Origin of the sequence: Paenibacillus woosongensis (assembly GCF_030122845.1) — a bacterium.
Lineage (GTDB): Bacteria > Bacillota > Bacilli > Paenibacillales > Paenibacillaceae > Fontibacillus > Fontibacillus woosongensis_A.
In genome coordinates this window covers 3,563,087-3,578,241 of the sequence record NZ_CP126084.1, presented here as the reverse complement: position 1 = coordinate 3,578,241, position 15,155 = coordinate 3,563,087, and the positions used below count along the sequence as shown (strand labels likewise).

The following is a 15,155-nucleotide window of genomic DNA, read 5'->3' as shown; positions in this document are numbered from 1 at the left end:
AAGCACAATCTATTAAGGAGGACATTACTTATATGAGCAAAGTAATCGGTATTGACTTAGGAACTACAAACTCTTGCGTAGCCGTTATGGAAGGCGGCGAGGCGGTCGTTATCCCTAACCCGGAAGGCGCGCGTACGACGCCATCCGTTGTAGGCTTCAAGAAAGACGGTGAGCGCGTTGTCGGCGAGACGGCAAAACGCCAGGCTATTACAAACCCGGATCGCACAATCATCTCGATCAAGAGACATATGGGAACGAACCATAAGGAGAATATCGACGGCAAAGAAATGACGCCGCAGGAAATTTCGGCGATCATTCTGCAGAAGCTGAAATCCGATGCCGAAGCTTACCTTGGCCAACCGGTAACCCAAGCGGTCATTACCGTTCCGGCCTATTTCAATGACAGCCAGCGCCAAGCGACGAAGGATGCGGGTAAAATCGCGGGCCTCGAAGTGTTGCGTATTGTGAACGAGCCTACGGCAGCAGCACTGGCGTACGGTATGGAGAAAGCAGAAGATCAAACGATTCTTGTATATGACCTGGGCGGCGGTACGTTTGACGTATCCATTCTGGAGCTTGGGGACGGCTTCTTCGAAGTTAAGGCAACCAGCGGGGACAACAGCTTGGGCGGCGATGACTTTGACCAAGTGATCATCGACTACCTGGTAGCTGAATTCAAGAAAGACCAAGGTATCGATCTTAGCAAGGACAAAGCGGCTGTACAGCGTCTTAAAGATGCTGCCGAGAAGGCGAAGAAGGAATTGTCCGGCGTCCTGACGACGACGATTTCCCTTCCGTTCATCACGGTAGCCGACGGCGTGCCTCAGCATTTGGAGATGAACCTGACTCGTGCCAAATTCGAAGAGTTGTCCGCACATCTCGTAGAACGGACGCTTGAGCCGACACGCCGCGCTCTGAGCGACTCCGGGCTGACACCAGCGGAGATTGACAAGGTTGTATTGGTCGGCGGTTCCACGCGGATCCCTGCCGTTCAAGAAGCGATCAAGAGACTGACTGGCAAAGAGCCGCACAAAGGCGTTAATCCGGATGAAGTTGTTGCTCTTGGCGCTGCGGTACAAGCGGGCGTTCTGACAGGCGACGTTAAAGACGTAGTATTGCTCGACGTTACTCCGCTGTCCCTTGGAATCGAAACCGCAGGCGGCGTATTTACGAAAATGATCGAACGGAACACGACGATTCCGACGAGCAAATCGCAAATCTTCTCTACTTATGCAGACAATCAGCCTAGTGTTGAGATTCACGTACTGCAAGGGGAACGCGAAATGGCAGCAGGCAACAAAACGCTGGGTCGTTTCATGCTGGGTGACATTCCGCTCGCACCACGCGGCGTGCCGCAAATCGAAGTTACCTTTGATATCGATGCCAACGGGATCGTTAACGTATCGGCAACGGACAAAGGAACCGGCAAAAGCCAAAAAATCACAATCACTTCCTCCAGCGGCTTGAGCGATGAGGAAGTAGAGAAAATGATGAAGGACGCCGAGCTTCATGCGGAAGAAGACAAGAAACGCAGAGAGCTTGTAGAAGCGAAAAACAATGGCGACCAGCTCATTTACAGTGTGGACAAAACCATCAAGGACCTTGGCGACAAAGTCGACGCTGCAGAGACGGAGAAAGCCAATGCGGCTAAAGACGAACTGAAAAAGGCGCTCGAAGGTGACAATATCGACGAGATCAAGGCCGCTTCCGAGAAGCTGACGGAGATTGTACAACAGCTGTCCGTGAAGCTGTATGAGCAAGCTCAGGCTCAAGCAGGCCAAGCTGAAGGCGCTGAAGGTGCCGCTGCCGGCGGAGCTGGCAAAGACAACGTCGTAGATGCTGAATACGAAGTTGTAGACGAAGACAAGAAGCAAGACTAATCGTACTGGATAGCAGCGATTGGTTAACCATACAACTTTGATGAACCGGGAAGGTCAAAGCGCGGGGCATTCCGTGCTTTGACTTTCCTTTTGCCGGATTGAGGGATGATCCGGGAGAGAGCAGAGCTATAGCATAGTGGGGGTGGAAGGATGGCTGAAAAACGCGATTACTATGAGGTGCTAGGCGTTGGCAAGAGTGCCTCAGACGATGAGATTAAGAAGGCCTACCGCAAGCTGGCGCGTCAATATCACCCTGACGTGAACAAGGCGCCGGATGCGGAGGATAAATTTAAGGAAGTCAAGGAAGCATACGATGTCCTGAGCGACTCGGGAAAACGCGCTCGATATGACCAATATGGCCATATCGACCCGAATCAGGGGATGGGCGGCGGATTTTCCGGGGCGGACTTCGGCGGCTTCGGCGATATTTTCGATATGTTCTTCGGCGGCGGCGGCCGTCGCGATCCGAATGCGCCGCAGCGCGGCAACGATTTGCAGTATACGATGACGATCGAGTTCAAGGAAGCTGTCTTTGGCAAAGAAAGCGACATTACGATTCCGCGCACGGAGAATTGCGATACGTGCTTTGGCTCCGGGGCGAAGCCTGGAACGAAGCCTGAGACTTGCTCCGTTTGTCGTGGTACAGGACAGGAGGAAGTGGTTCAGAATACGCCGTTCGGCCGTATGGTGAACCGCCGTGCTTGTAGCAATTGTTCGGGCAGAGGACAAATTATTAAAGAGAAATGCTCGACTTGCCAAGGCAGTGGCAAAGTGAAAAAACAGCGCAAAATCCATGTCCGCATTCCAGCCGGGGTAGACGACGGCGCTCAACTGCGGATGACCGGCGAAGGGGAAGGCGGCCTGCGCGGCGGTCCTGCAGGGGACTTGTACATCGTCATTCGTGTAAAGCCGCATGATTTCTTCGAGCGTGAAGGCGATGACATTTATTGCGAAATCCCATTGACCTTTGCCCAGGCGGCATTGGGGGATGAAATCGAAATCCCGACGCTCACGGAGAAAGTGAAGCTGAAGGTGCCGGCCGGTACGCAGACAGGCACTTATTTCCGCCTGAAAGGCAAAGGAGTGCCGCGGCTTCGCGGCATCGGCCAAGGCGACCAGCATATCAAGGTGGTTGTCGTAACGCCGAGCAAGCTAAGCGACGAGCAGAAAGATCTGCTGCGGCAATTTGCCGCGCTCGACGGGGAGCATACGCACGAGAACGAGCAGTCGTTTTTCGATCGAATGAAGCGGGCATTCCGTGGGGATTGAGAATCATAAGCTAAATAAACACAGGGTCTAGCCGACGTCATAAAGACGTCGGTTTTTCTTTTTTCGTTTTTTATTGGGAAGCAAGAGGGTGGTTCAATAACAAGGTTTGCTGTGCAGACATGCAATACAAAATTCACAGCGCGGCGGCAAAGGGCAAGGTAAAATAGCAGGAGTGAAAAACAGCAGGAGGGATTTCTTTGAGGAGAAAAAAAGCACTCCGTCTGCAAACCACAATAACCCTGTTAGTTTGCCTTGTTCTCGCTATTGTGTTATCGATTATTTATTTTCTGTTCAGCGAGCAGTTCAAAGCTCAAACGAGACGGAATTTGCAGGAGCGGGTAGTCGCCGTCTCTCGAACGGTTGCTCTTACGCCATCTGTACAGGAGGCTCTGCGCAACCCGCAGAGTTCATTTGATATCCAGCAGTATGCGAATAGGATACGTAGGCTCAATGATGTGGAATTTGTGGTAGTGATCGATATGAGAGGCATCCGAAGGTCTCACCCTAATCCCGAGCTTGTCGGGCAGCATATGGCTGGCGGCGATGAGGGACCTGTTCTTCTTCATGGAGAACATATCGTCTCCATCGCGGAAGGCACGCTCGGAACCTCCCTCAGGTCGTTTATTCCGGTTTTTGATGCGGAGGGCAGTCAGGTTGGTGCGGTTCTGACGGGAGTATTGATGCGGCGGATTTCTGAGGAAGCCTCTAAAAATCAATGGATTCTATACTGGGGACTTGGACTCGGTGCAGTGATCGGCACTGTGGGGGCGTACTTGCTGGCGCGCAAGATCAAGCAAACCATATATGACATGGAGCCGTTCGAGATCGCCAAGCTGCTGAAGGAAAGAAATGCTATGCTTCAGTCGGCCAAGGAAGGAATTATTGCTGTAGACGGGCATTTGCAAATTACGCTCATCAATGAGGAAGGCCGCAGATTATTGAGACAGGCAGGGATTCCAGCCAAGCTGATCGATGAGGATATCAGGCGCATATGGCCAGGCCTGGGCTGGGAGGACATCCTGCTAACCGGGGAATCCTTGTCGGATCAAGAAGTTGAGCTGGGAGCCGCTGTCGTGCGCGTCAGCAGCGTTCCTATTCTGGTGAACGGAGAGGTTGCTGGAGTCATTGCCACCTTTCGGGATAAGACGGAAATCCGGATAATGAATGAGCGATTGTCCGGGTTGTCGTCCTATGCGGAGGCGCTGCGCGCGCAGGCGCATGAGTTCAGGAACAAGCTTCATGTCATCTATGGGATGGCCCATATGGCGTATTTCGACCAGCTTCAGGAGTATATTTCCGAGTCGCTTCAGACCCATGAATCGGAAGTGGGAGCAGTTACGGAACAGATCCGGGACCAGGTCATGGCCGGGTTTATTCTCGGGAAAATGAGCCGGGCCAGGGAAGCCGGGATTGATTTCGTGCTTCTGAAGCACAGCATGCTGCCTGAGCCACGGAGTGGAGAAGCGATGCACCATCTCATCACCATACTTGGCAATTTATTCGATAATGCCTTGGAAGCGCTGAGTACGGAGCGCGCAAGCCGCGAAGCACCGCGAATTGAGCTTGCCATCCGTTATGATGAAGATGCGGGGGAGCTTCTTTGCTCCGTCAGAGATAACGGCAGCGGAATTCACGACGATATCCAGTCTGTTATTTATGACAAAGGATTTTCTACCAAAGGAGAGAACCGGGGAATGGGGCTATATCTCGTTATGCTGCGAGTGAAGGAGCTAGGGGGCAGATTGGAATGCTGTACTCGGCAGGGCGCAGGAACTCGGTTTACGGTAACCTTGCCTTATGCGATAAAGGAGGCGTTGGCCAAATGATCAGCGTACTTATTGTGGAGGATGACCCTATGGTAGCGCATTTTAACCGCAGCTACTTGGAACAGGTCGACGGCTACTGCTGTATAGGTACGGCCTCTTCCGTTGCCGAAGCTGAAATACTGCTGGAATGCGAACGTCCGCAGCTGATTTTGCTTGATCTTTTTATGCGCACCAAAGACGGCTTCGACCTGCTTAACCAAATACGCAGCAGTGATGCGAATATTGACGTAATTGTGATATCCGCGGCCCGTGATCCAGAGCGCATTAAGAAGGCTCTGCAATACGGCGCGGTGGACTACCTGATTAAGCCGTTTCATTTTCCAAGATTCAAAGCGGCGCTGGATCATTACCGCGAAACCTATCATCGCATGATTGCGCCGGCCAGCATGAGTCAGGACGATTTGGATCAGCTCATCCGAAGATCGCCCGAGGAAGGGAAGGCCCAGAGTTTGCCGAAAGGCTTGACGCCGGGAACGCTCAAAATCGTATGGGAAGCAATTGAGGGACATCGCGGCAGCTTTTCTACCGAAGATGCCTCCCGGTTGTCCGGCATATCTCGTGTGTCAGTTAGAAAATATCTTTCCTTCCTGCTGGAAATCGGCGTGCTGCAGACAGAAATGATCTACGGGACGGGGGGGCGTCCCCTTGATATCTTTCATGCTTTGCCGGACAAGTCCAAGATCGTCGCTATGTATATTTAACTAACAGGCCAAAAAACCTCGTCATGGTTTCTAACGACGGGGTTTCTTGCGCGAAATCGGCTTTGCTTACATTACTTAATTAACAATTTTAGTACTTACAAAATCTATTCAGAAATAGAGATCGAATTTACAATGATTATCATGTGAAAACATGCACAATGTGATGTTGCAGCATACAAACAAAGTAAAGAGGGGAACAGCATGAAAACAAGACAGATCAAACCAGCAGCACTCACAATGATGGCCGTGATGATGCTAGCAATCATTTTATCCGGTTGTGGAGGCAAAGCGGATTCCACAGACATAGTAATTGTCGGCGGCGGCGGAGCAGGAATGTCTGCAGCCATCGAGGCTCATCAATCGGGAGCGAAGGTTGTTTTGCTGGAGAAAATGCCGATGCTCGGCGGGAACACGGCCCGGGCCGAAGGGGGATTGAATGCTGCCGGAACGCAATATCAACAGGCGCAAGGTATTGAAGACAGCCCAGAGTTGCATTTTGAGGATACGATGAAGGGCGGCAAAAATGTGAATAACCCGGAATTGGTCAAAGTGTTGACGGAGAACGCCGCGGCCTCGATCCAATTCCTTAAAGAGAACGGTGCAGAGTTGGCAGAGGTCGGTAAAGCGGGAGGCTCTAGCGTTCCGCGGATCCATAGACCGAAGGGTGGGGAAGCCGCAGGCAACTTTATCGTCATGGCTTTAAAGAAGAAATTGGATGAACTGAATGTGGATGTCCGTCTGCAGCACAACGTAACAGAAATCGTAACGGATAAAGACGGTAATGTAACGGGCGTCAAAGGTACCGACAAAGACGGCAAAGCTTTTGAAATCCAGGCGAAAGCAGTCATTCTGGCTTCTGGAGGGTTTGGTGCCAACCTGGATATGGTTGTGGAGAACAACCCTGATCTTAAGGGCTTCGCTACAACCAACGCTCCGGGGGCACAAGGGGATGGTATTAAACTGGCCTCGGCTGTCGGCGCTAAGCTGGTAGACATGAAGGAAATCCAAATTCATCCAACAACGATACCGGGCGAAGGCGTGCTTATTACAGAAGGGGTTCGTGGAGACGGGGCGATTCTTGTTAACCAGGAAGGTGCACGCTTTACGAACGAGCTGTTGACGAGAGATGTTGTGTCCAAAAATATTCTAGCCCAGACGGATAAAATCGCATATTTGATTTTTAATGACGAATTGCGCGGGACACTTAAGGCTACGGATACGTATTTCGAGATGGGACTTGTCCAAGATGGCCAGACGCTCGCTGAGCTTGCAGGTAAAATCGGGGTTGATGCGGCAGTGTTGGAGCAAACCGTGACCCGCTATAGCGAATTTAAGGAATCGGGTATAGATGAGGACTTCCAGCGCGACGATATGCGTCTTGATTTCTCGAAAGGCAGCTACTATGCTATCAAGATTACACCGGGCATTCATCACACGATGGGCGGCGTAGTGATCAATACGGAGGCTCAGGTGCTGGATGAGTCCGGCGCAGCCATTCCGAATCTTTTTGCTGCAGGAGAGGTTACCGGCGGCGTTCATGGAGCGAACCGGCTTGGCGGTAATGCACTGGCGGATATTACCACATTTGGGCGCATTGCTGCTCAGGAAGCTGTGAAATCATTGAAATAGATGATGGGCTTAGAGCTCGAATAGAAGGAGAAATGACATGACGATGCAAGGATCAATGAAGAAGCGTGCTATATTGGCAGTCACGTCAATTTTAGCAGCGTCGGTGTTACTTATAGGTTGCTCCAGCGGCGGCGGACAATATATCGACGGAATTTACGAAGGAAGCGCGCAAGGGGCAAAGAGTAAGATTAAAGTCTCCGTAGAGGTAAAAGGGGATAAAATAAATAACATTCAAATTGTTGAACATGGCGAAACGCAGAGCATCATCGATGCCGCCATCGATGTCACGATACCGGAGATCATTCAGGAGCAATCCACAGAGGATATCGACGTGATATCCGGAGCTTCCAAATCCAGCGAGGCTATTGTCGAAGCAGTGGAAAGTGCACTGTCTGGCGCTAAAAAATAATTTCTAAAGAAAAAGGCACCCTGCCGTTATTAACGGCAGGGTGCCTTTTCTTTAGCGTATAGCATGACACTCACTGCTTGATCGTAGCCGTAATTTCTTCGTCCAGCTCAAGGGTTATATCGTCCTTGAAGGCGCGAATGCCATACTCTTTATATACATACTGGATAATCGCTTCTATAATATTCAATTCGATCAGGTAACGGCTGCGCCCGTTAGCCCAGACCTCGCCGGTATAGCCTGTATCTTCATCCCAGCTCAGCTCCACCTGGATGTCTGTTGGCCGCAAGCCGGTACGTTCGGCTGTATGAATACAAATGGCGTTGATGATTTCATCCATGCTTAGAATCATAGCTTAAAATCTTCCTCCGCGATTGTCATGGTCGTCATGACGCGGTCCTTGATACACCTGAGGCTTCCTAAACCTGCGGAACAGGGCAACCGCCACCATTACGATCAGGTAAATGGCAATCAAGTTGACTGCGAGCCCCAGCAATTCGCCTAAAAAGCCCATGCCTCCGAACAGTCCGCCGAACAGAAGTCCGGCCAAACCGCCGACCATCATGCCTTTCATGAAGCTGCCACCGCCGAAAAATCCGGTTCTATTATTCGTAGCGCCTGGAGTTGCAGTCGATTTGTTGGTCGTGTTGGATTCCGACTTATTGACGTTGCTTGATTTCTTTGGCGTTGTCGTGTAACTGCGAGGCCCGGATTTAAAACCACCGCCGCGCCGCGCGTCAGCGAAATCCGCAGAGGCGAAAGCAAACAATAAAGTGAATACCATCACGAGCGCCGTCATTTTCTTGAACATACTATAAATAAACCCTCCTACTGTAAAAATGGTATTTATATAAGAGTATATACGAAACCTCCCGATAATAGTTTCAAATTTTAAAAGAACGAATCATTTGTATAAAATGCCATTCATTTTTGCATCCTACAGACTAAGAAGCTGCACAAGAAGCAGGTTCAATACATGCCGAGGGAAGGCAGGCGATCACGGGTGGGTGAAAAAAACATACTCGCTTATTTTAAAAGCCCGGAAGAGGCGGAGGGCGCGGCCAGAAAATTGCAGGCCCTTCGGGTCGCGGATTTGTCCATCGACCGTTTCAGCAGATATCCGGGCGAGGGTTATGACCCGCTAAATCCGGTCACCGGCAAAATTTCGAGCCTGGCGGCAATTACTCAGGATGCGGAGATCACCAACAGGTCGGCCGGCATTTTGTCGGCTGCCGATCCTGCAGCAAGCGGAATGAGTCATGGCGGCCAAGGCGGACCGACCGGACACGATATCCTGCTGACGGTTGTCGTGGACGAGTCCAGTCATCATCAAGCGTTGCGAATCATTGAAGAGCTTGGCGGGATGATGTAACTTGCAACTATCCGAAGGAGGGAAACGGGAAGATGAGCGAGCACAAGCAGGACGCAAAGCGCTCCAATACGGTAAAGTCATCAAGAATACCCATTGGACACAACGAGGACGTGGAGTTCTCCGAAGACTTGGCCGATCAGGAGGATTGGGAAGCGTTGGAGCGCAGCGAGCGCGCTGACCGCAGGCAGCAGCAGCGCTTCTGATCAAGTATGGGCGTAAGCCATGCAGCAGGACCGCGGGCAGCCGCTGTTCATGGAGCTCCGGAAAAATGACGGATCCCTGGCTCAGAGCAGCCGGAGGAACTTTAAATTCAGGGTAAAAGACAATTTGCGTCTTTTGCCCTTTTTTCATGAGCCTTCAACCGGACTTGGAACGATCGAGGTAAGGCCATTAGCGGCCTTTGTTTCCCTGGATATTATATAGTACAATAAAGGGTATGCGTATGAACCGAGGAGGATAAATCAACATGATTTGGAAGGAAATATCTATACATACAACGGAAGAAGCGGTAGAGATGATTACCAACTTCTTGCATGAGGAGGGGGCTGGCGGCGTTACCATTGAAGAGTACGTGGACAACAATAAGCCTAGAGATACGTCCTTGGGACAATGGTTTGAAATACCGCCCAACGATATTCCACAGGGGGAAGCAAGAATTAGCGGGTATTTCCCGGAAGGAACGGACATTGATGCGGTGGTAGCTTCTGTAAAGGAACGGATTGCGGAGTTGCCAAATTACGACATTGATCCCGGCAAGGCAGAAATCGCAGTGAAGGATGTCAGCGAGGACGACTGGGCGAACAACTGGAAGCAATATTTTAAGCCGATCCGCGTGTCCGAGCGGCTGACGATCAAGCCGACCTGGGAGGATTACGTCCCCCAATCGGAGCAGGAGAAAATCATTGAGCTTGATCCAGGCATGGCTTTTGGAACCGGCACGCATCCTACGACCTCGTTGTGCCTCCGTACGCTGGAGGGCGTTATTCGAGAAGGGGACGAGGTTATTGACGTTGGGACTGGCTCAGGCATTCTCGCCATCGGGGCGGTTAAGCTTGGCGCATCCCGGGTTCTAGCATTGGATCTGGATCCGGTTGCTGTTTCCAGCGCAATCGAGAATACGAGGCTCAACAAGCTGGAGGAGCAAATTACGGTCTTGGAGAGCGACCTGTTATCCGTTTTGAAGCAGGAAGCAGGGGCCGAGCTAAACGTTAAACTGCCCGTTCGCGTGGTTGTAGCTAATATACTAGCGGAAATTATCCTGTTATTCATCGATGACGTATACCAGGCGCTGCAGCCGGGCGGATATTATATTGCTTCGGGAATATATAAAAACAAAGAACAAGCCGTGAAGGAAGCGCTGCTTGCGGCGGGCTTCGAAATTGAGGAGATCGCCCGCGAAGAGGATTGGGTTGCTTTCGTCGCGAGAAAGAGGTAGCTGTTCATGGATTTTTTAAATAAAATATTGAGGATTCCCCTGGATCAGCTGCCTTATTTTTTAATTACGCTGATCATCGCTTTTACCGTGCACGAGTTTTCCCACGCTTATTTTGCCAATAAATTTGGGGACCCGACAGCACGGCTGCAGGGGCGGCTCACCCTGAACCCGGCTGTCCACTTCGACCTGTTCGGAGTGATTTTGCTTCTCATTGCGGGATTCGGCTGGGCAAGGCCGGTTCCCGTCAACCGGGATAATTTTGATAAGCCGCGGCAAATGGGGATTGTCGTCGCCGCGGCAGGGCCGCTGAGCAATTTGCTGCTCGGTTTTCTCGGGACGATGATTTATGTTGCGCTTTCCAGGTTCGGCATACTCGACATGATTTCGAATGAAATCTTGTATAATGCCGTTCATACTTTTTTTGGAATTTTTAATTTCTGGAACTTTTTCCTTTTCCTATTCAACTTATTGCCGCTGCCGCCGCTTGACGGCTACCGTATTCTGGAGGATATCGTACCTGACCGGGCCAGAATCTCATTGAAGCAATTTGAGCAGTGGTCTGTACTCATCTTTTTGCTCATCCTGATCATTCCCCAGCTCCGCAGCGTGATTATTGAACCTTTATATGCGGCAGCCAGTTCGATTTATTTTCAGTTCGGCAGTTTTTTCCTCATGCTGTTTGGCGGGTAGTCCCGCCCATTTTTTCGAGGAATAAATACTGGAATCCATAATTCAAAAGTTGTATGATGTTCTTTGGTGATTAAGGTGAGGTTGATGAGAAATGCAGCGTTATTTTATTGACCCGATACAGTTTGGGGACAAGACGGTGAGCATAACCGGTGAGGACGCTCGCCATATAGGCAAAGTGATGCGTTCCAAGCCTGAAGATAAGCTGATTGTCAGCGACGGGATCGCTAGGGAAGCGCTTGTCGAGATTACGGAGATTGAAGCGCAGGAAGTGACAGCCCGTATTATAGAAATGCTAGAGCCATCTGGTGAACCCCGTGTTCAGGTGACGATCGCCCAAAGTTTGCCGAAAGGCGATAAAATGGAAGTCGTCATCCAGAAATGCACGGAGATCGGCGCCACCTCCTTTCTGCCTTTCATGTCGGAACGGACGGTTGTTCAATATGATCCGCGGAAAGAGGAGAAGCGGGCGCTCCGCTGGCGCAAAATTGCGAAAGAGGCGGCCGAGCAGGCTCACCGCAGCAGGATTCCGACGGTGGATTCGCCGGCGGCCTGGAAGGAACTGCTGGCCAAGCTGCCGGAATATGACCTCGCCTGTGTATGCTACGAGAAGGAGCACGGCCAGCAGCTGCGGGACGTGCTGAAGCCTTTTGCGGAGCGCATGGAGGAGGGGGCGAAGCCGCGGGTGTTGATCGCGATCGGGCCTGAGGGCGGCTTTACGGAGCAGGAAATCACGCAAATAGAAGCGGCAGGTGCCGTATCCATAGGGCTGGGCCGAAGAATTTTGAGAACGGAGACGGCTGGTATGGCCGCCTTGACCTGCATCATGTATGAAACCGGAGAAATGGGGGAGTTTTGAACAATGCCATCCGTCGCTTTTTACACGTTGGGCTGCAAAGTCAATTTTTATGACACAGAAGCCATTTGGCAGCTCTTTAAGAACGAAGGCTATGAGCAGGTCGATTTTGAACAGACCGCAGATGTATACTTGATTAATACGTGCACCGTCACGAACACAGGCGATAAAAAATCACGGCAAATCATTCGCCGGGCGATCCGCCGCAATCCGGACGCGATCGTTGCGGTTACGGGCTGTTATGCCCAGACCTCGCCTGCCGAAATATTGGACATCCCTGGGGTGGATCTTGTGATCGGCACCCAGGACCGGGAGAAGATCATGCCCCTGATCGGCCAGCTTCAGGAGCAGCGCCAGCCGATCAATGCCGTGCGCAACATTATGAAAACCCGGGATTTCGAGGAGCTGGACGTACCGGATTTTGCAGACCGGACACGTGCCTTTCTCAAAATCCAAGAGGGCTGCAATAACTTCTGCACCTTCTGCATCATTCCATGGTCGCGGGGCCTGTCCCGCAGCCGCGATCCGCAAAGCGTCGTGAATCAGGCGAAGCAGCTGGTCGCCGCAGGATATAAGGAAATCGTACTGACCGGCATTCATACCGGGGGATACGGCGATGACCTTGAAAACTACCGACTGTCCGATTTGCTCTGGGAGCTGGATAAGGTCGAGGGCCTTGAGCGCGTACGGATCAGTTCGATCGAAGCAAGCCAGATCGACGATAAGATGCTGGAAGTGCTGAAGGGCTCCAGCAAAATGTGCCGTCATTTCCACATTCCGCTGCAAGCGGGAAGCAACGAAGTACTCAAGCGGATGAGACGCAAATATACGATTGAAGAATTCGAGCTTAAAATTAAGAAAATTCGTGATTTTATGCCGGATGTGGCCATTACGACGGATATCATCGTCGGCTTCCCGGGCGAGACCGATGAGCTGTTCCGCGAGGGATTCGAAGCGATTAAACGCATCGGCTTCTCGGAAATGCACGTGTTCCCTTATTCCAAGCGTACCGGTACACCGGCAGCACGGATGGAGGATCAGGTGGACGAGGAAGTGAAGCATGCGCGCGTTCATGAGCTGATCGATCTTTCGGAAACGATGCAGCTAGCGTATGCGCAGAAATTCGTTGGCCAGGTAGTCGATGTCATCCCTGAGAAGGATGAAAAGGGTGTTTCAGGCGAAGGCTATGCTGCCGGCTTCAGCGACAACTATTTGCAGGTTCGCTTTGAGGCTTCGGGCGACTTGACTGGCAAAGTGTGCCGGGTCAAGCTGACGAAAGCAGGGGTCAACACCTGCGAAGGCCAGCTCGTACGTATTTTGGAGGATTCCTCCCGAGCTTTAGCGTAATATTTGAGTCCGGCTTGTTGCGCTTAGAATATTAATATCATATTTGCCTTCAAGGATTTCACCCCGGGGGTGAAATCCTTGTTGTACATTTGGGTATTTCCCTGGTAAGGAGACAAGCGGGAAACCCGTAATTTAGAGAATGTGCTACGAACAAGGAGGGATCATGTCATGCCGTCCAAGCAAATATCCGCAGGAGGCATTGTCTACCGCAAAGAAGCGGGGCAATTGCAAATTCAGCTCATTACAGACCGATACGGCAAAATATCCTATGCCAAAGGAAAACGGGAAAACGGGGAAACGATTGAACAAACCGCGCTGCGCGAAATTAGAGAGGAAACCGGGATTTACGGCCGGATCATCGAGGCCATCGATATTATTGCATATACTTATCATCATCCGCAGCATGGAGATATCCGCAAAGAAGTTCACTACTACCTTGTTGAAAGCGAGGGCGGCATTCTGAAACCTCAGACGGAAGAAATTCGCAGCGTTGCGTGGTATGAGCCCGCGGACGCGTGGGAAAGGCAGTGCAATGCCGGCTACGACAACAATGATTTTATATTGGAAAAAGCGTTAAAATTGCTTGGCGTTCAGGTCTAATCGCGGATTTTACCTGAGGGCAGCGCCGCTGTCCGCGAGGAATAGTCCGTGGGCTGCTGCGTTGGCCCATCCCATTTTGACCAGATCGGCAGGTAGCAAAAGGGGAGCGCGAGCAAGGAGCAGATTACGTTAAAAATCGTCTGCGTATGCGCGATTTGCGCCCCGGGATCGTTGCTGAGCCAGGCTGCTGCTGCCTCAAGCCATGGAATCAGGGGCATGAAGACCACTGCGCCCAGAGCATTTAGGATGACATGGGACCAGGCGACAAATTGTCCCGAACGGGTGCTGCCGACAGAGGCGATTAACGGCGTAATGCAGGTGCCTACGTTAGAACCGATAACCATAGCTATGCCAAACTCGACCGGGAGAGCTCCGGCAGCGACAAGCCCCATGGTCATGGCGATAACGGCTGCACTGCTATGGATGAGCGCGGTGAGAATCGCACCGGCGGCGGCTCCCCAGAGCAGGCTGTCGTCTGCATGCATCAGCAGCCAGGCGATTACGCCGCGATCCTCCAGAGCGGGACCGACCGACTGCATCCACTTGATTGCGATCATAATAAGACTGAAGCCGAATACGGCAAGCGATCCGAATTGGATCGGCCGCAGCCTGCGTGCCCAGTCGCCCTTTCGGCTGGGGGGAAGGGCTTCTTCGCCCATCACAGCGCATACCCATGTCACGAGAGAGCCGATCATGAGCGGAATGCCGAGGCGCGAAATGTTCAAGGCGATCAGTTCGGTAGTCAAGCAGGTTCCGATGTTGCCGCCGAGGATGATGCCCAGTGTCCGGCCGTAAGACAACAGCCCAGCATTAACGAGCCCGATCGTCATAACTGTTACCGCCGTGCTGCTCTGGAGCACGGCGGTAACGAAGGTGCTCGATAACAGGCCCGTCCATGGCGTGCGCGTCGAGGCCTGAAGCAGCTTGATCAGCCTTGGTCCGGCCCAGGCCTGCAGCGACGCCTCCATAATTTTCATGCCAAGCAGAAACAGAGCAAAGCCAAACGTCGCCGGGAACACAATTTCGTGAAACATGAGCTCCCTCCTCTGATAAAGCTGTACAAGTTACATATATGCAGTACTTGCAGCTCTCATGCCCGAGCCTCCGGCCGGTTTTATAAGCCAGTCGCCTATACCGGGCGGCGGCG

The 15,155-nt window shown here is 51.8% G+C and carries 16 protein-coding genes; 13 read left to right on the top strand and 3 right to left on the bottom strand.

Annotated features, from left to right (window positions below):
• Positions 1-32 precede the first annotated feature (32 nt).
• From dnaK to QNH46_RS16505, 6 genes are all read left to right on the top strand, one after another.
• Positions 33-1,880, top strand: coding sequence for a molecular chaperone DnaK (gene dnaK / locus QNH46_RS16530; protein ID WP_283925237.1), 1,848 nt, complete (start codon positions 33-35; stop codon positions 1,878-1,880).
• Between the two features lie 150 nt (positions 1,881-2,030).
• The gene (dnaJ, locus tag QNH46_RS16525) at positions 2,031-3,149 is read left to right on the top strand and encodes a molecular chaperone DnaJ (RefSeq protein WP_283925236.1); all 1,119 of its coding nucleotides are present in this window, start codon (positions 2,031-2,033) and stop codon (positions 3,147-3,149) included.
• A 197-nt stretch (positions 3,150-3,346) separates the two neighbouring features.
• Positions 3,347-4,975, top strand: coding sequence for a DcuS/MalK family sensor histidine kinase (gene dcuS, locus QNH46_RS16520; RefSeq protein ID WP_283925235.1), 1,629 nt, complete (start codon positions 3,347-3,349; stop codon positions 4,973-4,975).
• The gene (locus tag QNH46_RS16515; protein WP_283925234.1) at positions 4,972-5,676 is read left to right on the top strand and encodes a response regulator; all 705 of its coding nucleotides are present in this window, start codon (positions 4,972-4,974) and stop codon (positions 5,674-5,676) included. The genes dcuS and QNH46_RS16515 overlap by 4 nt, the downstream gene beginning before the upstream one ends.
• Positions 5,677-5,877: 201 nt before the next feature.
• Entirely contained in the window at positions 5,878-7,305 is a 1,428-nt protein-coding gene (locus tag QNH46_RS16510) for a flavocytochrome c (RefSeq protein ID WP_283925233.1), read from the top strand.
• Positions 7,306-7,342: 37 nt separating this feature from the next.
• Positions 7,343-7,714, top strand: a complete 372-nt coding sequence (locus tag QNH46_RS16505) for an FMN-binding protein (RefSeq protein ID WP_283925232.1) — start codon at positions 7,343-7,345, stop codon at positions 7,712-7,714.
• A gap of 70 nt (positions 7,715-7,784) precedes the next feature.
• On the opposite strand, the gene QNH46_RS16500 is transcribed toward QNH46_RS16505, so the two are convergent.
• Positions 7,785-8,063: a YxcD family protein gene (locus QNH46_RS16500; protein WP_283925231.1), complete on the bottom strand. Its 279-nt coding sequence runs from the start codon at positions 8,061-8,063 to the stop codon at positions 7,785-7,787.
• Positions 8,064-8,066: 3 nt separating this feature from the next.
• Positions 8,067-8,522, bottom strand: coding sequence for a hypothetical protein (locus QNH46_RS16495; protein WP_283925230.1), 456 nt, complete (start codon positions 8,520-8,522; stop codon positions 8,067-8,069).
• A gap of 192 nt (positions 8,523-8,714) precedes the next feature.
• On the opposite strand from QNH46_RS16495, the gene QNH46_RS16490 reads away from it, so the two are divergent.
• The 7 genes from QNH46_RS16490 to QNH46_RS16460 all read left to right on the top strand — a co-directional run bounded on the left by QNH46_RS16490 (position 8,715) and on the right by QNH46_RS16460 (position 14,008).
• Complete coding sequence (locus QNH46_RS16490) at positions 8,715-9,083, top strand: hypothetical protein (RefSeq protein WP_213590137.1); 369 nt, start codon at positions 8,715-8,717, stop codon at positions 9,081-9,083.
• A gap of 32 nt (positions 9,084-9,115) precedes the next feature.
• Positions 9,116-9,286 carry a YfhD family protein gene (locus tag QNH46_RS16485; protein WP_283925229.1) on the top strand — a complete coding sequence of 57 codons (171 nt, stop codon included), beginning with the start codon at positions 9,116-9,118 and terminating at the stop codon, positions 9,284-9,286.
• A 263-nt stretch (positions 9,287-9,549) separates the two neighbouring features.
• The gene (prmA, locus tag QNH46_RS16480; protein WP_283925228.1) at positions 9,550-10,518 is read left to right on the top strand and encodes a 50S ribosomal protein L11 methyltransferase; all 969 of its coding nucleotides are present in this window, start codon (positions 9,550-9,552) and stop codon (positions 10,516-10,518) included.
• Positions 10,519-10,524: 6 nt separating this feature from the next.
• On the top strand, positions 10,525-11,208 hold the full coding sequence (locus QNH46_RS16475) for a site-2 protease family protein (protein ID WP_283925227.1): 684 nt from the start codon (positions 10,525-10,527) through the stop codon (positions 11,206-11,208).
• Between the two features lie 91 nt (positions 11,209-11,299).
• Entirely contained in the window at positions 11,300-12,064 is a 765-nt protein-coding gene (locus QNH46_RS16470) for a 16S rRNA (uracil(1498)-N(3))-methyltransferase (RefSeq protein WP_283925226.1), read from the top strand.
• A gap of 3 nt (positions 12,065-12,067) precedes the next feature.
• Positions 12,068-13,408 carry a tRNA (N(6)-L-threonylcarbamoyladenosine(37)-C(2))-methylthiotransferase MtaB gene (mtaB, locus tag QNH46_RS16465; protein WP_283925225.1) on the top strand — a complete coding sequence of 447 codons (1,341 nt, stop codon included), beginning with the start codon at positions 12,068-12,070 and terminating at the stop codon, positions 13,406-13,408.
• Positions 13,409-13,576: 168 nt separating this feature from the next.
• Positions 13,577-14,008 carry an NUDIX hydrolase gene (locus tag QNH46_RS16460; RefSeq protein WP_283925224.1) on the top strand — a complete coding sequence of 144 codons (432 nt, stop codon included), beginning with the start codon at positions 13,577-13,579 and terminating at the stop codon, positions 14,006-14,008.
• Here the strand turns inward: QNH46_RS16460 and QNH46_RS16455 are convergent.
• Positions 14,005-15,042 carry a Na/Pi cotransporter family protein gene (locus tag QNH46_RS16455; protein WP_283925223.1) on the bottom strand — a complete coding sequence of 346 codons (1,038 nt, stop codon included), beginning with the start codon at positions 15,040-15,042 and terminating at the stop codon, positions 14,005-14,007. The two genes, QNH46_RS16460 and QNH46_RS16455, sit on opposite strands and share 4 nt — an antisense overlap.
• Positions 15,043-15,155: the final 113 nt, after the last annotated feature.